The organism is Heyndrickxia camelliae, assembly GCF_002844575.1.
Lineage (GTDB): Bacteria > Bacillota > Bacilli > Bacillales > Bacillaceae_C > Margalitia > Margalitia camelliae.
The window spans coordinates 172,188-188,866 of sequence record NZ_PIQO01000001.1; the positions used below are offsets into that span (position 1 = coordinate 172,188).

Annotated in this window: 14 protein-coding genes, 1 pseudogene and 1 riboswitch; of the genes and pseudogenes, 13 read left to right on the forward strand and 2 right to left on the reverse strand. The window is 36.3% G+C overall.

Annotated features, from left to right (window positions below):
* Positions 1–3 precede the first annotated feature (3 nt).
* Positions 4–933, forward strand: a complete 930-nt coding sequence (locus CWO92_RS00835) for a dipeptidase (RefSeq protein WP_101352291.1) — start codon at positions 4–6, stop codon at positions 931–933.
* Here the strand turns inward: CWO92_RS00835 and CWO92_RS26475 are convergent.
* On the reverse strand, positions 918–1,298 hold the full coding sequence (locus CWO92_RS26475; RefSeq protein WP_101352292.1) for a DUF3899 domain-containing protein: 381 nt from the start codon (positions 1,296–1,298) through the stop codon (positions 918–920). The two genes, CWO92_RS00835 and CWO92_RS26475, sit on opposite strands and share 16 nt — an antisense overlap.
* 137 nt (positions 1,299–1,435) lie before the next feature.
* Here CWO92_RS26475 and CWO92_RS00845 point away from each other — a divergent pair, with 137 nt between their 5' ends.
* The 8 genes and pseudogenes from CWO92_RS00845 to CWO92_RS00880 all read left to right on the forward strand — a co-directional run bounded on the left by CWO92_RS00845 (position 1,436) and on the right by CWO92_RS00880 (position 8,894).
* Positions 1,436–3,082: a peptide ABC transporter substrate-binding protein gene (locus CWO92_RS00845; RefSeq protein ID WP_101352293.1), complete on the forward strand. Its 1,647-nt coding sequence runs from the start codon at positions 1,436–1,438 to the stop codon at positions 3,080–3,082.
* A gap of 94 nt (positions 3,083–3,176) precedes the next feature.
* Positions 3,177–4,109 (forward strand): oligopeptide ABC transporter permease, encoded by a 933-nt coding sequence (opp3b, locus tag CWO92_RS00850; protein ID WP_101352294.1) that lies wholly within the window; start codon positions 3,177–3,179, stop codon positions 4,107–4,109.
* Entirely contained in the window at positions 4,106–5,173 is a 1,068-nt protein-coding gene (gene opp3C, locus CWO92_RS00855) for an oligopeptide ABC transporter permease (RefSeq protein WP_101352295.1), read from the forward strand. The genes opp3b and opp3C overlap by 4 nt, the downstream gene beginning before the upstream one ends.
* Positions 5,174–5,186: 13 nt before the next feature.
* A complete protein-coding gene (locus CWO92_RS00860; RefSeq protein ID WP_101352296.1) occupies positions 5,187–6,206 on the forward strand; it encodes an ABC transporter ATP-binding protein in 1,020 nt (339 codons plus the stop codon).
* Entirely contained in the window at positions 6,206–7,174 is a 969-nt protein-coding gene (locus tag CWO92_RS00865) for an ABC transporter ATP-binding protein (protein ID WP_101352297.1), read from the forward strand. The genes CWO92_RS00860 and CWO92_RS00865 overlap by 1 nt, the downstream gene beginning before the upstream one ends.
* A gap of 376 nt (positions 7,175–7,550) precedes the next feature.
* Positions 7,551–8,201 carry an SGNH/GDSL hydrolase family protein gene (locus CWO92_RS00870; RefSeq protein WP_101352298.1) on the forward strand — a complete coding sequence of 217 codons (651 nt, stop codon included), beginning with the start codon at positions 7,551–7,553 and terminating at the stop codon, positions 8,199–8,201.
* A 165-nt stretch (positions 8,202–8,366) separates the two neighbouring features.
* Positions 8,367–8,444: pseudogene (locus CWO92_RS26665) on the forward strand (YjcZ family sporulation protein); the annotation flags it as partial.
* Positions 8,445–8,639: 195 nt separating this feature from the next.
* The gene (locus tag CWO92_RS00880) at positions 8,640–8,894 is read left to right on the forward strand and encodes a hypothetical protein (RefSeq protein WP_437177501.1); all 255 of its coding nucleotides are present in this window, start codon (positions 8,640–8,642) and stop codon (positions 8,892–8,894) included.
* A gap of 78 nt (positions 8,895–8,972) precedes the next feature.
* On the opposite strand, the gene CWO92_RS00885 is transcribed toward CWO92_RS00880, so the two are convergent.
* Positions 8,973–10,082, reverse strand: a complete 1,110-nt coding sequence (locus tag CWO92_RS00885; RefSeq protein ID WP_101352301.1) for a histidine kinase N-terminal domain-containing protein — start codon at positions 10,080–10,082, stop codon at positions 8,973–8,975.
* Positions 10,083–10,252: 170 nt separating this feature from the next.
* Positions 10,253–10,357, forward strand: a riboswitch (TPP riboswitch).
* Between the two features lie 130 nt (positions 10,358–10,487).
* Here CWO92_RS00885 and thiT point away from each other — a divergent pair.
* From thiT to fumC, 4 genes are all read left to right on the forward strand, one after another.
* Positions 10,488–11,063, forward strand: a complete 576-nt coding sequence (thiT, locus tag CWO92_RS00890) for an energy-coupled thiamine transporter ThiT (protein ID WP_101352302.1) — start codon at positions 10,488–10,490, stop codon at positions 11,061–11,063.
* Between the two features lie 208 nt (positions 11,064–11,271).
* Positions 11,272–13,338, forward strand: a complete 2,067-nt coding sequence (locus CWO92_RS00895) for a transglycosylase domain-containing protein (protein ID WP_101352303.1) — start codon at positions 11,272–11,274, stop codon at positions 13,336–13,338.
* Positions 13,339–13,543: 205 nt separating this feature from the next.
* Positions 13,544–14,815, forward strand: coding sequence for an MFS transporter (locus CWO92_RS00900; protein ID WP_101352304.1), 1,272 nt, complete (start codon positions 13,544–13,546; stop codon positions 14,813–14,815).
* Between the two features lie 444 nt (positions 14,816–15,259).
* A complete protein-coding gene (fumC, locus tag CWO92_RS00905) occupies positions 15,260–16,645 on the forward strand; it encodes a class II fumarate hydratase (protein ID WP_101352305.1) in 1,386 nt (461 codons plus the stop codon).
* Positions 16,646–16,679: the final 34 nt, after the last annotated feature.

Below are 16,679 nucleotides of genomic sequence, written 5' to 3' on the forward strand. Positions count from 1 at the left end.
GACATGAATATCATTGATTTACATTGTGATGCATTAATGAAATTGGCTGATAGAAAAGGAAAATTAAATTATGCGGATGCACCTGAACTTGATACTAATAAAATCCGCCTTCAAAAAGGGGGAGTAAAGGTCCAATGTTTTGCAATCTTTATTCATCCTAATATGAAGGCGGAGCAAAAGTTTCAGGCTGCACTTGACCAAGTGGATTATTTTTATAAGGAAGTGCTTGCCAAAAATCCTGAAATGAAACAAATCAAAGATTGGGAGGACTTTAATCAATTAAAACCAGGAGAGATCGGGGCAATGCTCGCTCTTGAAGGAGTTGATGCAATTGGAAACGACATGCATAAGTTAAGCATATTGTATCAATTAGGTGTCAGGTCAGTTGGATTAACCTGGAATAATGCAAACTTAGCCGCTGATGGAGCAGGTGAACCTAGGGGAGCGGGGTTAACAACTTTAGGAAAAGAAATTGTTCAATTTAATAATGAGCATAAAGTGTTTACGGATGTTTCCCATCTTTGTGAACATGCGTTTTGGGATGTCATGGAATATGCCGATTTTCCAATTGCAAGCCATTCAAACTCAAGAGCCGTATGTGAACATGTAAGGAATTTATATGACCAGCAAGCAAAGGCGATGTTTGACCGTGGTGGTTTAATCCACGTCGTATTTTGCCCAGCATTTGTAAAAGAAGGGGGAAGAAATGTAACGATTTCTGATTTAATTAAGCATATAGATCATTTCTGTTCCCTAGGCGGTGTAAATCAAATTGGTTTAGGATCAGATTTTGATGGAATCGATACATATATTCATAATTTGGAGGATTCGTCTCAATACCAAAATCTAATTAATGAACTATTAAAATATTACTCTGAAGATCAAGTAAAAGGATTTGCACATCAGAACTTTTTAAATCACCTTCCAAAATAAACAATTTGCACCGATAAAATAATGCTAAGCAAACAAAAACATAATCCAATATATATCCAAGGCTTTGAGGGAACTAACCTTTTGGGGGCTGAATATAATCCGGTCTTCATTCCCTCAATTTCTTGGATTATTTGCTCCTTCTTACTTAATATCCTAATAAAATGCTTGAAACTATGTATAAAGGCGGAAAAGAAGTGACTGGACCAAATGAGGATAATACAGCCTGTTAATAAATAGATGAGGCCCAAATAGAATAAAGCATTTGTCCATAACAGGAAGTTCCAATGATGAAAAACGAAAAATATATATAGGAAAGATAAGACAAATGAAATACCGCCACTTAAATATACTTTTTTCATATTCATTCAACCTTCCTTGCGTAGTAACTATAGTTTATCATATTTAGTATTTTTTCAATATTTAAATTAATGTTGAAATTAATCTAAAAAAGAGATAGACTATTTCGTAAATAGAAAAAATTTAAATAATAAGGGGGAAGCATATGAAGAGAAAAAAAGTAATACCTTTTATTATCTTTTTGATTGTTGCTGCACTATCACTTTCGGGATGTGGCTTTGGCGCTAATAAGGAGACAGGATCTAAAGAAGCGGAAAAAGGTAATAACGGAAGTAAAAAACAAGTATTAAATGTAACCGCTACCGCAGAAATTCCAACTATGGATTCCACAAAAGCTCATGACGCAGTCGCATTCACCGTATTAAATAATACAAATGAAGGCCTTTATCGCCAAGACCAAAATAATCAACCAGTTTTGGCTATGGCGGAAAAAGACGATGTAAGTGCTGACGGCCTCGTACATACCTATACCATTCGGGATGCAAAATGGAGCAATGGTGACCCCGTTACGGCTCATGATTTCGAGTTTGCATGGAAAAGGGTATTAAAGGAAGCAGGCCCATACAATTATATGTTTGTAACTGCAGGTATTAAAAATGCCCAGGCCATTATTGACGGCAAAAAGTCTGCGGATGAGCTGGGTGTGAAGGCGTTGGATGATAAAACACTGCAAGTTACATTAGAAAACCCTAATCCATTATTGGAGACATTGCTTACCTTTGGAACATTTCTTCCGCAAAATCAAAAATTTGTAGAGAAAATGGGAGATAAGTATGCATTGGAGGCAGATAATTTATTATCTAATGGACCTTTTAAATTGGCGGAGTGGAAGCATGAATCAAGTTGGAAATATGTAAAAAATCCAACCTATTGGGATGCAAAGAGCGTCAAGTTGGATGAAGTTAATGTATACGTTGTAAAAGATGATGCAACAGGCTTGAACCTTTACGAAAGTAATAAAATCGATAGAGTCGGCTTAACAGCTGCCAGCGTAGATAATTACCGAGATAATAAAGAATTTAAAACCAATACATTGGCGGGCATTGGATTTTTGCGATTCAATCTAAATAACCCGGTATTAAAAAATAAAAATATCAGAAAAGCTATTAATTTTGCCATTGATAAAAAAGGATTAACAGATATTGCTTTAAATAATGGTGCAGTGCCGTTATATGGAATTGTGCCGAAAAATTACTATTTCTCTCCTGATAAAAAGGACTTCCGGGAGTTAAATGGTGATTTATTAAAGGGTACAAAAGAAGAGGCTAAGAAATACTGGCAAGAAGGCTTAAAAGAAACAGGTACAAAATCTGTTAAATTATCTATTAATATTTCAGACGCTGAATCCAGTAAGCAAATGGCAGAGTTTATACAATCTCAATTAGAGACCAATCTTCCAGGGTTTAAATTAGAAATAAAGGCAGTACCATTTGAACAAAGACTGGAAATTGAAAAATCCATTAAGTACGATATTTCCTTATCAACATGGGGACCAGATTACAGTGATCCAATGACCTATTTGGATATGTGGGTAACAGGAAGTTCATCGAATCGTGAGGATTATTCCAATCCAAAATATGATGCTTTAGTGGAGAAAGCGCGTCTTGAAACTGATAAGGCTAAAAGATATGAAATGCTTTTACAGCTTGAAAAAATACTGTTGGAAGACGATGTCGCAATCGCCCCATTATATCAAAACGGGGAAGCCGTATTGCAACATAACAATATTAAAGATCTTGTAGAACATCCAAGTGGTGCAGACTATAGCTATAAATGGACCTATATAAAATAGAAATAAGCTGCTTATCATGATGAGGGATGTATCAATTGGTGCATCCTCTTTCTTTTCTTGAATTTTTGCAATCCAACCGAATTGAGGTGTTTAAGTGAAAACGTACATTCTAAAAAGACTCGTTTATATGCTTGTTACCCTTTTTGTTATTGTCACCTTTACCTTTTTTTTAATGCATCTATTACCTGGAACACCATTCAATAATCCAGAGAAACTATCGGACAAGCAATTAAAAATATTAAATGCGAAATATGGATTGGATGAACCCGTCGCGTTGCAATACATTCGCTATTTGGGAAACCTTATACATGGGGATTTGGGTATGTCCTTTCAATATCAAGGAAGGACAGTAGATAGTATGATTATCGACCGTATAGGTCCCTCCGCAATAATTGGATTACAGGCGATGGTATTTGGGAGTATTATCGGTTTATTACTAGGAGTCATTTCAGCCCTAAGACATAATACTCTATTAGATTATGGTTCTGTTACGCTGGCTGTCTTGGGAATGTCGATTCCTTCTTTCGTATTTGCAGCATTACTTCAATATTTTATTGGTGTTAAACTGGGGTGGCTTCCACCTGCTTTATGGGAAAGTTATAGATACACATTGCTCCCGTCTTTTGCTCTTTCAGTAAGTGTAATAGCAACAGTTTCGCGCTTTATTCGTACGGAGATGCTGGAGGTATTAGGACATGATTATATTATTACTGCACGGGCAAAGGGACTTTCAGAGTCAAACGTAATTTCGAAACATGTTTTGCGAAATGCGTTAATTCCGGTTGTAACGATGCTTGGCCCTCTAGCGGTCGGAATTATGACTGGTACCTTGGTTATTGAGAAAATATTTGCTGTTCCGGGTTTAGGAGAACAATTCACCTTATCTATATTAGTAAACGATTACAGTGTCATAATGGGAATTACGATTTTCTATAGCGCATTATTTATTTTTGTCGTATTTGTCGTTGATATTTTATATGGAATTCTCGATCCCCGCATTAATTTTAAGAGAGGTGCGGAAATATGAATCTAGAAATAAATAATAATAAAGCCCTCCAAATTAATAATAACGAACCATTGGAAATACAAGATATTCCAACAGAAATTACGGACGATCTATTTGTTGCGGCACCAATTGATATTAATAAACAGGATGAAATAGCTTCTCCTCCTGTTACGTTTTGGAGGGAAGCAATAGGCAGGCTTTTGAAAAATAAGGGATCAATTATCTCTATCATCCTTTTAGTATTCATGATTTTTCTGGCTCTGGTTGGTCCCCAAATAAGCGGGCATACTTATAGACAACAAAATATTGTGCACACGAATTTACCGCCAAAAATATCAGGGTTGGAGTGGCTTGGCTTCGATGGCAAGGATGTACACGGCATCGATCAGTATAAAAAAAGAAACATTAAAGAAAATTATTGGTTTGGTACCGATGAATTCGGAAGAGATTTATGGACTAGAGTTTGGAAAGGAACACAAATTTCATTATTTATTGCATTGGTAGCAGCGTTGTTAGACCTTTTTATAGGTGTATTATACGGAGGGATATCAGCCTTTTATGGCGGTAAAGTTGATAATGTCATGCAAAGAATAATTGAGATATTAGTAGGAATTCCAAACCTAATTGTTATTATTCTCTTTATTTTGATACTTGAACCAGGTATTACGTCTATTATTCTAGCTATGATTGTAACTGGCTGGGTAAGCATGGCTAGGGTGGTTCGAGGGCAAATACTACAATTAAAAGGACAAGAATTTGTATTGGCCTCTCGAACATTAGGAGCTTCGAATCGAAGATTGATAGGAAAACACTTGCTTCCAAATGTAATGGGCCCAATTATTGTGACCTTGATGTTCACCATTCCAACAGCTATTTTCTTTGAGGCATTTTTAAGTTTCATCGGTCTTGGATTACAAGCACCTTTAGCCTCTCTTGGTGTGCTAATTGAAGATGGGTATAAAGGAATGCGGTTTTTTACGTATAAACTTATCTTCCCCGCAGTAGTGATAAGTGCAATTATGATTAGCTTTAATCTTTTAGGAGACGGTCTTAGAGATGCACTAGATCCGAAGATGAGAAAATAAAGGAGGGTTATCCTTGAATGATGAGATCTTAGAGGTAAAGAATTTACATGTAAATTTCCATACACAAAATGGAGTGGTAAAGGCTGTTAGAGGTGTGGATTTTACATTAAATAAAGGAGAAACTTTGGCAATTGTTGGCGAATCAGGTTCTGGTAAATCAGTAACAGCAAAGGCAATCATGAGACTGTTGCCAAAACAAAATGCGAGAATAACTTCCGGGAAAGTTAACTACGAGAAAAATGATTTATTAGAAATGCCGCTGAAGAAGATTCAACAGATTAGAGGATCACAAATTTCAATGGTATTTCAAGATCCGATGACCGCTTTAAACCCTACAATGAAAATTGGAAGGCAAATTATAGAGGGGCTTAAAAAGCACCAAAATCTTAGTAGCAAAGAAGCAAAAATAAAAGCCATTAACATGCTTAAATTAGTTGGTATTCCAAACGCAGAAGATCGACTTGATTCTTATCCGCACCAATATTCAGGGGGAATGAGGCAAAGGGTCGTAATTGCTATGGCATTAGCATGCAATCCTAAAATACTAATAGCGGATGAGCCGACAACAGCACTAGATGTGACCATTCAAGCTCAAATATTAGAGTTAATGAAAGACCTGCAAGCAAAAACAGGTACTTCCATTATTATTATTACGCATGATCTCGGTGTTGTTGCAAATATGGCGGATAGAGTAGCAGTTATGTATGCAGGGGAAATCGTTGAGATGGGGTCGGTAGATGAAATCTTCTATAATCCTCAGCATCCATATACCTTAGGCTTATTGCAATCTATGCCAAAGCTTCATGAAAATCGAAACAAACCGTTAATTCCAATTCCCGGTTCACCACCTGATTTGGCAAGTATAGGAACAGGATGCCCGTTTGCTCCAAGATGTCCGTATACGATGAAAGTTTGCCATTACTTTCCTCCTGTTAAAAAGGAAATATTAGACGGTCACTCTGTTTCTTGTTGGCTCCAAGATAATAGGACACCGAAAGAACTGCAGCCTATTGGTATTGGAGGTACAATATAATGCAGGATATAAAACCATTAATTGAAGTAGAGAATTTAACAAAACATTTTTCCATTGGAAAGAACAAAACGTTACAAGCTGTTGATAATATTAGTTTCACCATCTATAAAGGGGAGACATTGGGGTTAGTTGGAGAATCTGGATGCGGAAAGTCAACTGTTGGTAGAACCCTAATTCAGCTATACACACCAACTTCCGGCAAGGTGAAATATGCCGGTGAAGAATTAGGTGGAACTAGGGGGGAAACTAGTAAAAGAAGTATAGCAAAAAACATCCAAATGATTTATCAAGATCCATATTCGTCTTTAAATCCGAGAATGACTGTTTTAGAAATAATTTCTGAGGGATTGGTAATACATTACCCCAATATGAGCCAAAAGGAAAGAAGAAATCGAGTACTGGAGTTATTAGAACTTGTTGGACTTAACCAATACCATGCTAACCGTTATCCACATGAATTTAGCGGCGGACAAAGACAGCGTGTTGGAATTGCTAGAGCGTTAGCAGTAGATCCAACATTCATTGTAGCCGATGAACCCATCGCTGCATTGGATGTTTCCATCCAAGCCCAGATTGTAAATTTACTAAAGAAGCTGCAAGAAGAAAAAGAATTAACCTACTTATTTATTGCTCATGATTTATCTATGGTAAAACATATTAGTGATAGAATTGCAGTTATGTATTTAGGACATATAATGGAGCTTGCGGAAAGTGAAGAATTGTATAGTAATCCTCTGCATCCCTACACTCAGGCTCTTTTATCTGCAATTCCTATACCTGATCCTAAAGTGGAAAGGAAAAGGGAGCGAATTATTCTGAAAGGGGATGTGCCCAATCCAATAAATCCTCCCACTGGATGTAGGTTTAGTACAAGATGTCCTAAAGCAATGGATATTTGCTCTTTAAAAACACCGACATGGTTGGAGGCAAAATCAAACCATTTTGTGGCATGCCATTTATATCAATAATAACAGAAAAGTGACAATAACCTTACCAATCGGTATATGGATTTCGAAGTGACCGGCGAAATAAAGGAAAACATGCTGAGGTAGTTCATGAGCTAGGGAAATGGCTTTTCAAATTTCAGCAAGTAAATTTGAAGGATAATTTTACCTGATGTTACGTATAGTATCTCATAGGTCCTAAAATAAGGTAGATTTACATTTGTTAAGTAATTTCTATAAAAAATGATAAAAAGGAGAAACCCATTTGTGGTTCCTCCTTTTTATCATTTTTTTGCGTTTTGATTAACCCGCCTATTTTTATCTATGCTAGTGACCACTCACTGAGAAATGAATACAAATGAATAAGGATATTTAACTTAGTTTTGATGGGGGGGTAACGATGAGGTATCTGGCAATAGGTGATGGTTTATGTGCTGGGATAGGGGCCTCGTTTTTGTCACCAGGTTTTACTCAAAGACATGCAAGAATGATGGAAGAAATATTGAGGGAGAGAGTTTATGTAACTAGTATTGCTCGCTCCACTTATCGTTCCAGCGATATATATGAACTTTTAGAGGAAACCAGGGTTAAAGATGCAATTAAAGATAGTGGTATCATTGTACTTTCCGCAGGACATCAGGATTATATCGATGCAGTGAATAGGTTTAAGGAAAATAACAATGAGACGGAGTTCTTTCAATTATTAAAAACTTGTAAAAGTAGCATCGACGATATTGTTCAAAAGATAAAGGATATGAAATCGGCGCAAAATGACAAGTATATGTTAGTTATTTTGGGCTTGCATAATCCTTATCATGACGATGAAACGAAGGAGAAATGGATCAAAAACTTTAATCGGTATATGGAATTCTTAGGACGAAAACCTCCTGTTTATGCATTAAACTTACACTCATTATTTAAAGGTAATGAAGAGAAGTGGTGTACAAGAGATTTACTTTATCCCAATAATGAAGGGCATCGGGAGCTTGCAAGAAAAATCCATGAAATTGGATATACAGAAATACAAGAAGAAGCACCTGCCAATCATTAATGTAATGTCTATAAAATAAACATACGCCCATAACAAATTTGTTCAATGATGAATAGTGTATGTTATAAGAAACCATTATTGAGCACCTTTTTAAGGAGGTGATACTTTATGTGTGGATGCGGAGGATATGGATATGGATATCCTGGATATGGTTACGGTGGCTTTGGCGCCGGAGGTGGCTTTGCGCTAATCGTTGTCCTGTTTATTCTTTTAATTATTGTTGGTGCAGCATATGTTTACTAATTAAAAAAATATATCCCTTTTCCACTTTTAGCGGGGGGGATATATTTTTTTTGGAAAGGTTCATGGCTTTTTCAATTAAGTACATAAGAAAATGAAACGATAGCCCTGTACGATTGTCCACTCCAAAAAAGTTAATATCCATAAACTAAAAGTGTAGGAAACCAATGGAGGTGAACACAATTGAATTACTATCATATGTGTCAGCGTGGGATCGGAAGACCAGTTGAAATTCGCACAAAAAATGGAAGAATTCATCGGGGTATTATTCATCGAGTAGATAATCGGATGGTATATTTAAGACCTCTTCCTGGTGGAAATAGAGGGTATGCATATCCTTTTTATAGTGGTTATGGTTATCCTTACTGGGGAGGCTGGGGATGGGGCCTCGGTTTTGGTATAGCATTAGGTGCAATTGGAACTTTGGCCTTTTTGCCTTTCTTCTTCTGGTAATATATTCAGAGAAATATAGACAAAGGAACTCTTCCAATTTCGGGAGAGTTCTTTTTTATGTACTTGGATTCTCTGATTTTATGTTAGGGGAAGAAGAATCTTAAATACAGTCCAATCATCAGTTGATTGACATGTTAACAATCCACCATGCTTTTCAATTGTATTTTTGCATACATATAGACCTAATCCAGTTCCGCTTTCCTTTTGTGAAACAAATGGTTCAAAAATATGGTCTATTAAGCTTTCAGGGATTTTAGGTCCATTATTTGCAATTTCTAATGTCACATTTTCTTCTTGTTTGTCTAATTTAATTCGAATGATTGGATGCTCTATATTTAATAACACATCGATCGCATTAAAAATAATATTTACAAGTACTTGTTTAATTTCATCTTGATAACCTTGAATGGTATAATTTTCTTTGTAATCTTTTTGTATATCTACATTAACTTCTAAAATACGAGGATATAAAAAGGACAAAACTTGTTCTATTAAATCATTAAGTGATATCAATGTTTTGTTATTCTCAATAATTTCCTTTTTTGATAGCATTAAAAATTGGGAAATACTAAACTTTAATTGTTCAAGCTCATTAGAAATAATATCCAAGTAAGGGAGTGTAGGATAATCGGCCCTTAATAATTGAACAAAACCATGTATAGATGTTAATGGGTTACGGAATTCATGAACAAAACTGGAAGTCATTTGACCTAAAAGTGTTAATCGGTCTTGGTGGGTTGTCGTAATAATATCGCTTTTTTCCTTAATGATCATATCCTGTGTTTCGGAATATTTAGAAACGGCATAGTAAAGAAATTGATCAAAGGTATAATTTATTTTATCAATGGCAGGATGAAGTTCTTTCCAGTCGGTATGTATGCTAAATAAATCCTTAAAAATAATGGAGCGTCCCAAATTAACATTGTAAACAAATTCACCAATATTAATATTTGCTTTTCTTCTTTCATCCGCAAGTTTCTCTGATAATGGTTTTAATAGTTGATCAATTTGACTTTTTGGCAAGGAAACTGCTTCCAGTATAATATCGTACATAAGTTGGCCATTAAATTGGACATTCTCTTTAAAAGGATCTTTTTCACTTATTAATATTTGATTATTCCATTGGGATAATATTTGTTCACGGTAATCGATCAAAAAACCTATTACCATATCTTTTAACGGAATCATTTTTGTCACCCCCAATACGGTACTCTAGAGAACAAAAATATTTTTCTTTAAATATATCAAAATTATCAAAAACTTTCCAAGGAATTTTCATTATTTTATCCTTTTCTCAAATTCAAGAAAAAATATTGTCAAATGAATAGTTTCGTAGTATATTCAATATGGAAAATGAATATTCCCACAAGGGGAGCCGAAAATGGCTGAGAGTGAACGTTTGAGTTCTGACCCTATGAACCTGTTAGATAATGCTAGCGCAGGGACTGTGGTTTAATGGAATGAAGCAATATTAGGACTTCCAAAAAACCGTCCTGTATTGCTTTTTTTATTTCAGCAATACAGTGTTTTCTTTATCCCGGTCCCTAATAGGGTAGTCAGTTGAAAATACATTAGGGAAATGGGGAGGAAAAAATGAAGACAAAAACTTTATTTCTAGTGGAAGTTGCTGTTTTGGGAGCACTTGCATATTTATTAGACTTAGTTTCAGGAATCATCTGTCAAGCAATTTGGCCTGAGGGAGGTTCCGTTACATTAGCTATGATTCCAGTTTTTATCATGGCATTTCGCTGGGGAGTTAAAGGCGGTTTATTAACAGGCTTTATTCTAGGGTTATTACAATTTATTACAGGCTTTGCGAAAATCTATACTCTAACTCAAGGAATATTAGATTATTTTGTTGCATTTACGGTTATTGGTTTTGCTGGTTTATTTGCTAACAAAATTAGAAATGCATTAGAAAGCTCCAAAAAAGGAACATGGATTACATATTCTATAATTGGAATATTAATTGGTAGTTTATTAAGATATATAGTTCACTTTTATACAGGTATTGTCTTTTTTGGCACCTATGCGCCAGCGGGACAGCCAGTAGTACTTTATTCATTCCTATATAATGGCGGATATATGTTGCCAAGTTTTATTCTCAGCGTAATCCTGGTATTATTCATACTTATAATATCACCAAGACTTGTTATGCGGAAAAAATAAATAGAATTATGGAAAGGAAAGGGAACGGAACGATCCCTTTCTTTTTTAATTTTTGGCTACTAAGCAAGCTTCTATCTCTTTATAAAATTTTCATTGCTTTTTTTCATGTTCCATACTATTCTTTAGCATAGAATAGAGATAACTCTATTTTGTAAATATTGGAATGCGATATTTAGATTCCAAATGAATGAGGAAAGCAGGGAATAACATGGAGCAGTTACAGCGAGTTTGGGTGGCTGTAAAACGGTTATGGAAGAAAGCACATATGACTCAAATAATCTTGCTGGCCCTATCACTAGTTGTGTTGGGTGTTCTGGGCTTTTTTACCTATACTGCCAGTACGGTTAATATCGGCTCATTAAAAAAAGGACTATCACAATCTACTGCTATATATGACAAAGATGGAGACATGGCAAGTAAGATTTCTGCGAACCGGACAGAGGGAGTTTCCATCAAACAAGTTCCGGATAATTTGAAAAATGCTGTTGTTGCAATCGAGGACCATCGTTTTTATGAACATGGTGGTTTCGATATTCGTGGAATGACAAGCGCATTTTTTAAAAACATCGCTGCAGGCGGTGTTACTGCGGGCGGAAGCACTATTACTCAACAGCTAACAAAGAATGCTTTGCTTTCACCGGAAAGAACATACAGACGAAAGATTGAAGAGCTTTTTTTAGCTGTTAAAATTGAAAAATATTATTCCAAAGATGATATTTTACAAATGTATTTAAACCAAATCTATTTTGGACATGGTGCTTGGGGTGTTGAAAATGCATCTAGGAAATACTTTGGTAAAGATGTTCAAAATGTTGATTTAAGTGAAGCAGCTACATTAGCGGGAATTATTAATGCACCCTCAGCACTTGACCCATATAATCATATGGACCGTGCCATTGATCGCCGAAATGTTGTATTAGGTGCCATGAAAAAGTATGGTTATATTACGGAAGATCAATATAATAAAGCTGTTAATGAGAAATTAGTACTAAAAGATACAGGAGGAGATCCCTTAAAAGGAAAATATCCTTATTATGTGGATGCAGTATTAGATGAAGCTATCAATCGCTATGGACTGACACAAGATGAGATTTTAACAAGAGGATATCGTATTTACACAGAAATGGATCAAAACATTCAATCCGGACTTGAACATGTATACGAGAATGACTCGTTATTTCCTTATGGACGTGACGGCGATTTAGTTCAAAGTGGTGGCATTTTGCTCGATCCAAAATCGGGTGGTGTAAGGGCACTTGTTGGCGGAAGAGGTGAGAAGGTATTCCGAGGATTTAATCGGGCTACTCAATTGCAAAGACAGCCTGGGTCAACAATGAAACCTTTAGCCGTGTATACTCCAGCACTAGAACAAGGGTACACGGCAAATTCCTCCTTGAAAGATGAGCAAATGACCCTTGGAAATTATGCTCCTAAAAATTATAATGGACAATATCTTGGTGAAGTCCCAATGTATAAAGCGGTAGAAGAGTCAATTAATTTACCGGCAGTGTGGCTATTAAATAAAATAGGGATTGATAAAGGAATGGATGCTGTAAAACGGTTTGGCATTCCTTTGACAAAAGAGGATAGAAATTTAGGACTGGCACTGGGTGGATTGCATAAAGGGGTATCTCCTCTGCAAATGGCGGATGCATTTTCTGCTTTTGCCAATGAAGGGAAAAGATACGATGCCCATATAATCACAAAGATTGTAGGACCAACTGGAAATGTCATTGCAGAAAGAAAACCTAAAGAAACAGATGTAACAAGTAAAAAAGTCGCAAATGAAATGACTTCGATGCTATTAAATGTGGTTGAAACAGGAACGGGTAAAGGGATTAACGTTCCAGGTTATACGATTGCCGGAAAGTCTGGCTCTACCCAATCTTCTTATAGCTCAAATGGAACAACGGATCAGTGGTTCGTAGGATACACTCCAAATCTTGTTGGTGCTGTATGGTTGGGCTATGATAAAACTGATTCTCAGCATTATTTAAGTGGATTAAGTTCCCAAGGGGTTGTGCCAATTTTCCAAGCTGTCATGCAAAATACACTGAAATACACAAAACCAGGTCAGTTTGACGTCCAGTCCGTTAACGCCATACTAGCTGGCAAGAAGGATAATCATTCTCTCGTTGATAAAGCACAGGAAATTGATGAAAAACTGAAAGAAAGTGCCAAAAAACTCAAAGATAAAATTGAAGAGCATAAAAGCAAGTGGAAGGATCTAACGAATCAATTAAAGGAAAAATGGAATGAAATAAGAGGACATTAATTTTGTATTAGACTCCAAACAATGTTTGGGGTCTTTTTCTATCTTGCAACAAGATACTGAGATCTATCCCTCGCTGATTAAGGCGATTCCGCTTTTCGTTCTTTTTTCCGTCCTGAGACGGAGATAAAACCATTCATGAGATGCTCCCGAAACCGCCATCTCCACAATATAATTAGAGTAACTTAAAAGAATGAGGTATGGGAGAATGAAAAAATTTATTGGCTTATTTAAAAATCACAGTTTTACAAAATTATTTTTTGCTAACTTCACATCACAAATGGGGTCTGTAATTGGAATGACAGCATTTACTTTTTACTTGCTTGACCGTTTTTCTAATCAGCCGGGCTATGCATCCACTGCAGAAATGATGTATTCGCTGCCAACATTGGCTATCTTTTTCATAGTAGGGGTTATTGCGGACCGCATGGATCGCCAAAAGGTTGCTTATTATTGCGATACAATCAGTATTTTTCTCACAATTGCATTATTCGGTGCCATTTATATTGGTTGGATGCCATTAGTATTTGCCGTCCTCTTCTTAAGAAGCGGTGTTCGTAAATTTTTTGCACCAGCTGAATCAGCCATTCTACAAGGGATATTGGATAAAGATGATTATGCAACAGCTGCAGGTCTAAACCAAATGGTATCTAGTATTTTTATGCTTTTCGGAAGCGGTCTCGGAGTCATTGCCTATAAGCTTACCGGAGTATACGGAGCTGTTATTATTGATGCAATTTCGTTTTTCATCAGTGCTATTCTAATAAAAGCGAATCGTTTTGAAGAGAAGGTGAGGATGCCTAATGGAAGGCATACATGGAAGGATATGAATATTTCCCTAGTGTTTAAGGATTTTAAATCCGGTGCTCGGTATATTCTGAACCATAAGCTGTTACGCTCCTTGATAGTTGGTTTTATTGTTTTTGGGGTAGCAAACGGAGGCTTTTCCGTAATTCCAATTTTTATTTTGAAATATAAACTCGCGCCAAACACCTATGAAGAATATTCGGTGTTAATTGGAATTATATTCGGGTGCGGAGTTTTAATCGGCAGTGTGATTAGCTCTATTCTCGTTCAAAAATATAAGTTCCATCACTTAATTATTATTGGGTTGCTTATTTCTGGAGGGTTTGTTGCTCTAGCTGGATTTGCAACATCTATCCCTGTGTTTTTAAGTCTAACATTTATCTCAGCACTTGCGTTGCCTGTTATAAATGTATCAATTGGTGGATGGTTGCCGAGCATTGTAGATCCTACGCTGATGGGAAGGGTCCAAGGTTGGATTGATCCATTGATGATGTTATCTCAAACCATTACCTTAGCATTTATCGGAATCGCATTTCAAAAGTTTCTTAGTATTGAGGCGTTATTCTGCATTGTTGGTGCTGCCTTAATGTTACCAGCAGTCTATTATATAATTGTTTTGCCGAAATTAGTAAAAGGCAGTACTGTTACGACGGAAAAATCTCCTGCTATGTAATTTATATGTTAAAAAAAGCAACTCTCTTTTTGAAGTTGCTTTTTTAGTTATCTTTGAAATTTATTAAATGTAACCATGCGGCATACCTTCCGAAACATGATTGATAATAGAAGTAATTTTCCTTTTCCCCGATGCGGATGGGGAAGGGGCTTGCACTGTTATTGATGTCTAGATTCAGCGCCTATCGCCTAGTGAATTTCTCCGTCGATAAGTCAACATCAGCTCGTGAACTACCTCGCTGTGTTTCCTTTATCTCAGTCAAAGACTCCGAAGTTGAAATTTGAAGAGCTAATTTCACTCATCCATACGCCGATAACCAAGGGGCTTGCGCTTTTCGTATAAGCATTCCGCATGAACTTTAAAAATAATTATGAGAAAATAAACATGAAAACGGAATAAATAGGAAACAAATGTATAGTGTATGACGTTAAGGAGGAATGTATAATGGAATATCGCATTGAAAGAGATACCTTAGGAGAAATGAAAGTTCCGGCAGATAAATATTGGGGTGCCCAAACCCAAAGAAGTAAAGAAAATTTCCCGATTGGTTCGGAGAAAATGCCAATGGAAGTTGTTCGTGCGTTTGCGCAGTTGAAAAAAGCCGCAGCGATTGCTAATCAAAAACTCGGAAAGCTTTCCGCAACAAAAAGAGATGCAATTGTGAAGGCTTGTGATGAAGTATTAGAAGGAAAATTTGATGACCATTTCCCACTTGTTGTTTGGCAAACAGGAAGCGGTACACAATCTAATATGAATGTAAATGAAGTTGTTGCTAGAAGAGCAAATGAAATCTTGAAAGAGAATAATAGTGAAGAGAAAATTCATCCAAATGATGATATTAATATGTCGCAAAGTTCTAATGATACATTCCCAACTGCCATGCATATTGCTGCTTTTCACGAATTGCAGACAAGATTATTACCGTCATTAGAGCAGCTTAAAAACACTTTATTGCAAAAAGAACAGGCATTCATGGATATTATTAAAATCGGACGCACACATCTTCAGGATGCTACTCCACTTACGCTTGGACAAGAGATTAGCGGTTGGAGAGCCATGCTGGAAAAAAGTGAGCAAATGATTAAAGAAAGTTCGGACCATATTTTAAACTTGGCAATTGGAGGAACCGCAGTAGGTACAGGAATAAATGCAGACCCTAAATTTGGGGAGGAAGTAGCAAAACAATTAAACGAGCAAATGGGCTATTCATTTCGTTCATCTAATAACAAATTCCATGCCTTAACTAGTCATGATGAATTAGTGCATGTACATGGTGCTTTAAAAGGATTAGCTGCAGATTTAATGAAAATTGCTAATGATGTTAGATGGTTAGCAAGCGGACCAAGAAGCGGCATCGGCGAAATCTCCATCCCTGCGAATGAACCAGGAAGCTCCATTATGCCTGGTAAAGTGAATCCAACACAAAGTGAGGCGCTTACAATGGTGGCGGTTCAAGTATTTGGAAATGATGCAGCAATTGGATTTGCAGCCAGCCAAGGAAACTTTGAATTAAACGTGTTCAAACCAGTTATCATCTATAATTTTCTGCAATCCTTACATCTTCTTGCAGACAGTATGAAATCATTTGATGAAAGATGTGCAGTGGGAATTGAGCCAAATAAAGAGGTTATCACTCAAAATGTCAACCGTTCCTTAATGTTAGTGACAGCTCTGAACCCTCATATTGGCTATGAAAAGGCAGCTGAAATTGCAAAATTAGCGTTTAAAGAAGGTACTACGTTAAAAGAAGCTGCAATTAAAACAGGATATTTAACCGAAGAACAATATGATCAGTGGATTGATCCGAGCAAAATGGTTAATTTAAAATAAGATAGAAGAGCGTACATCTTGCTTAGGCTGTTAG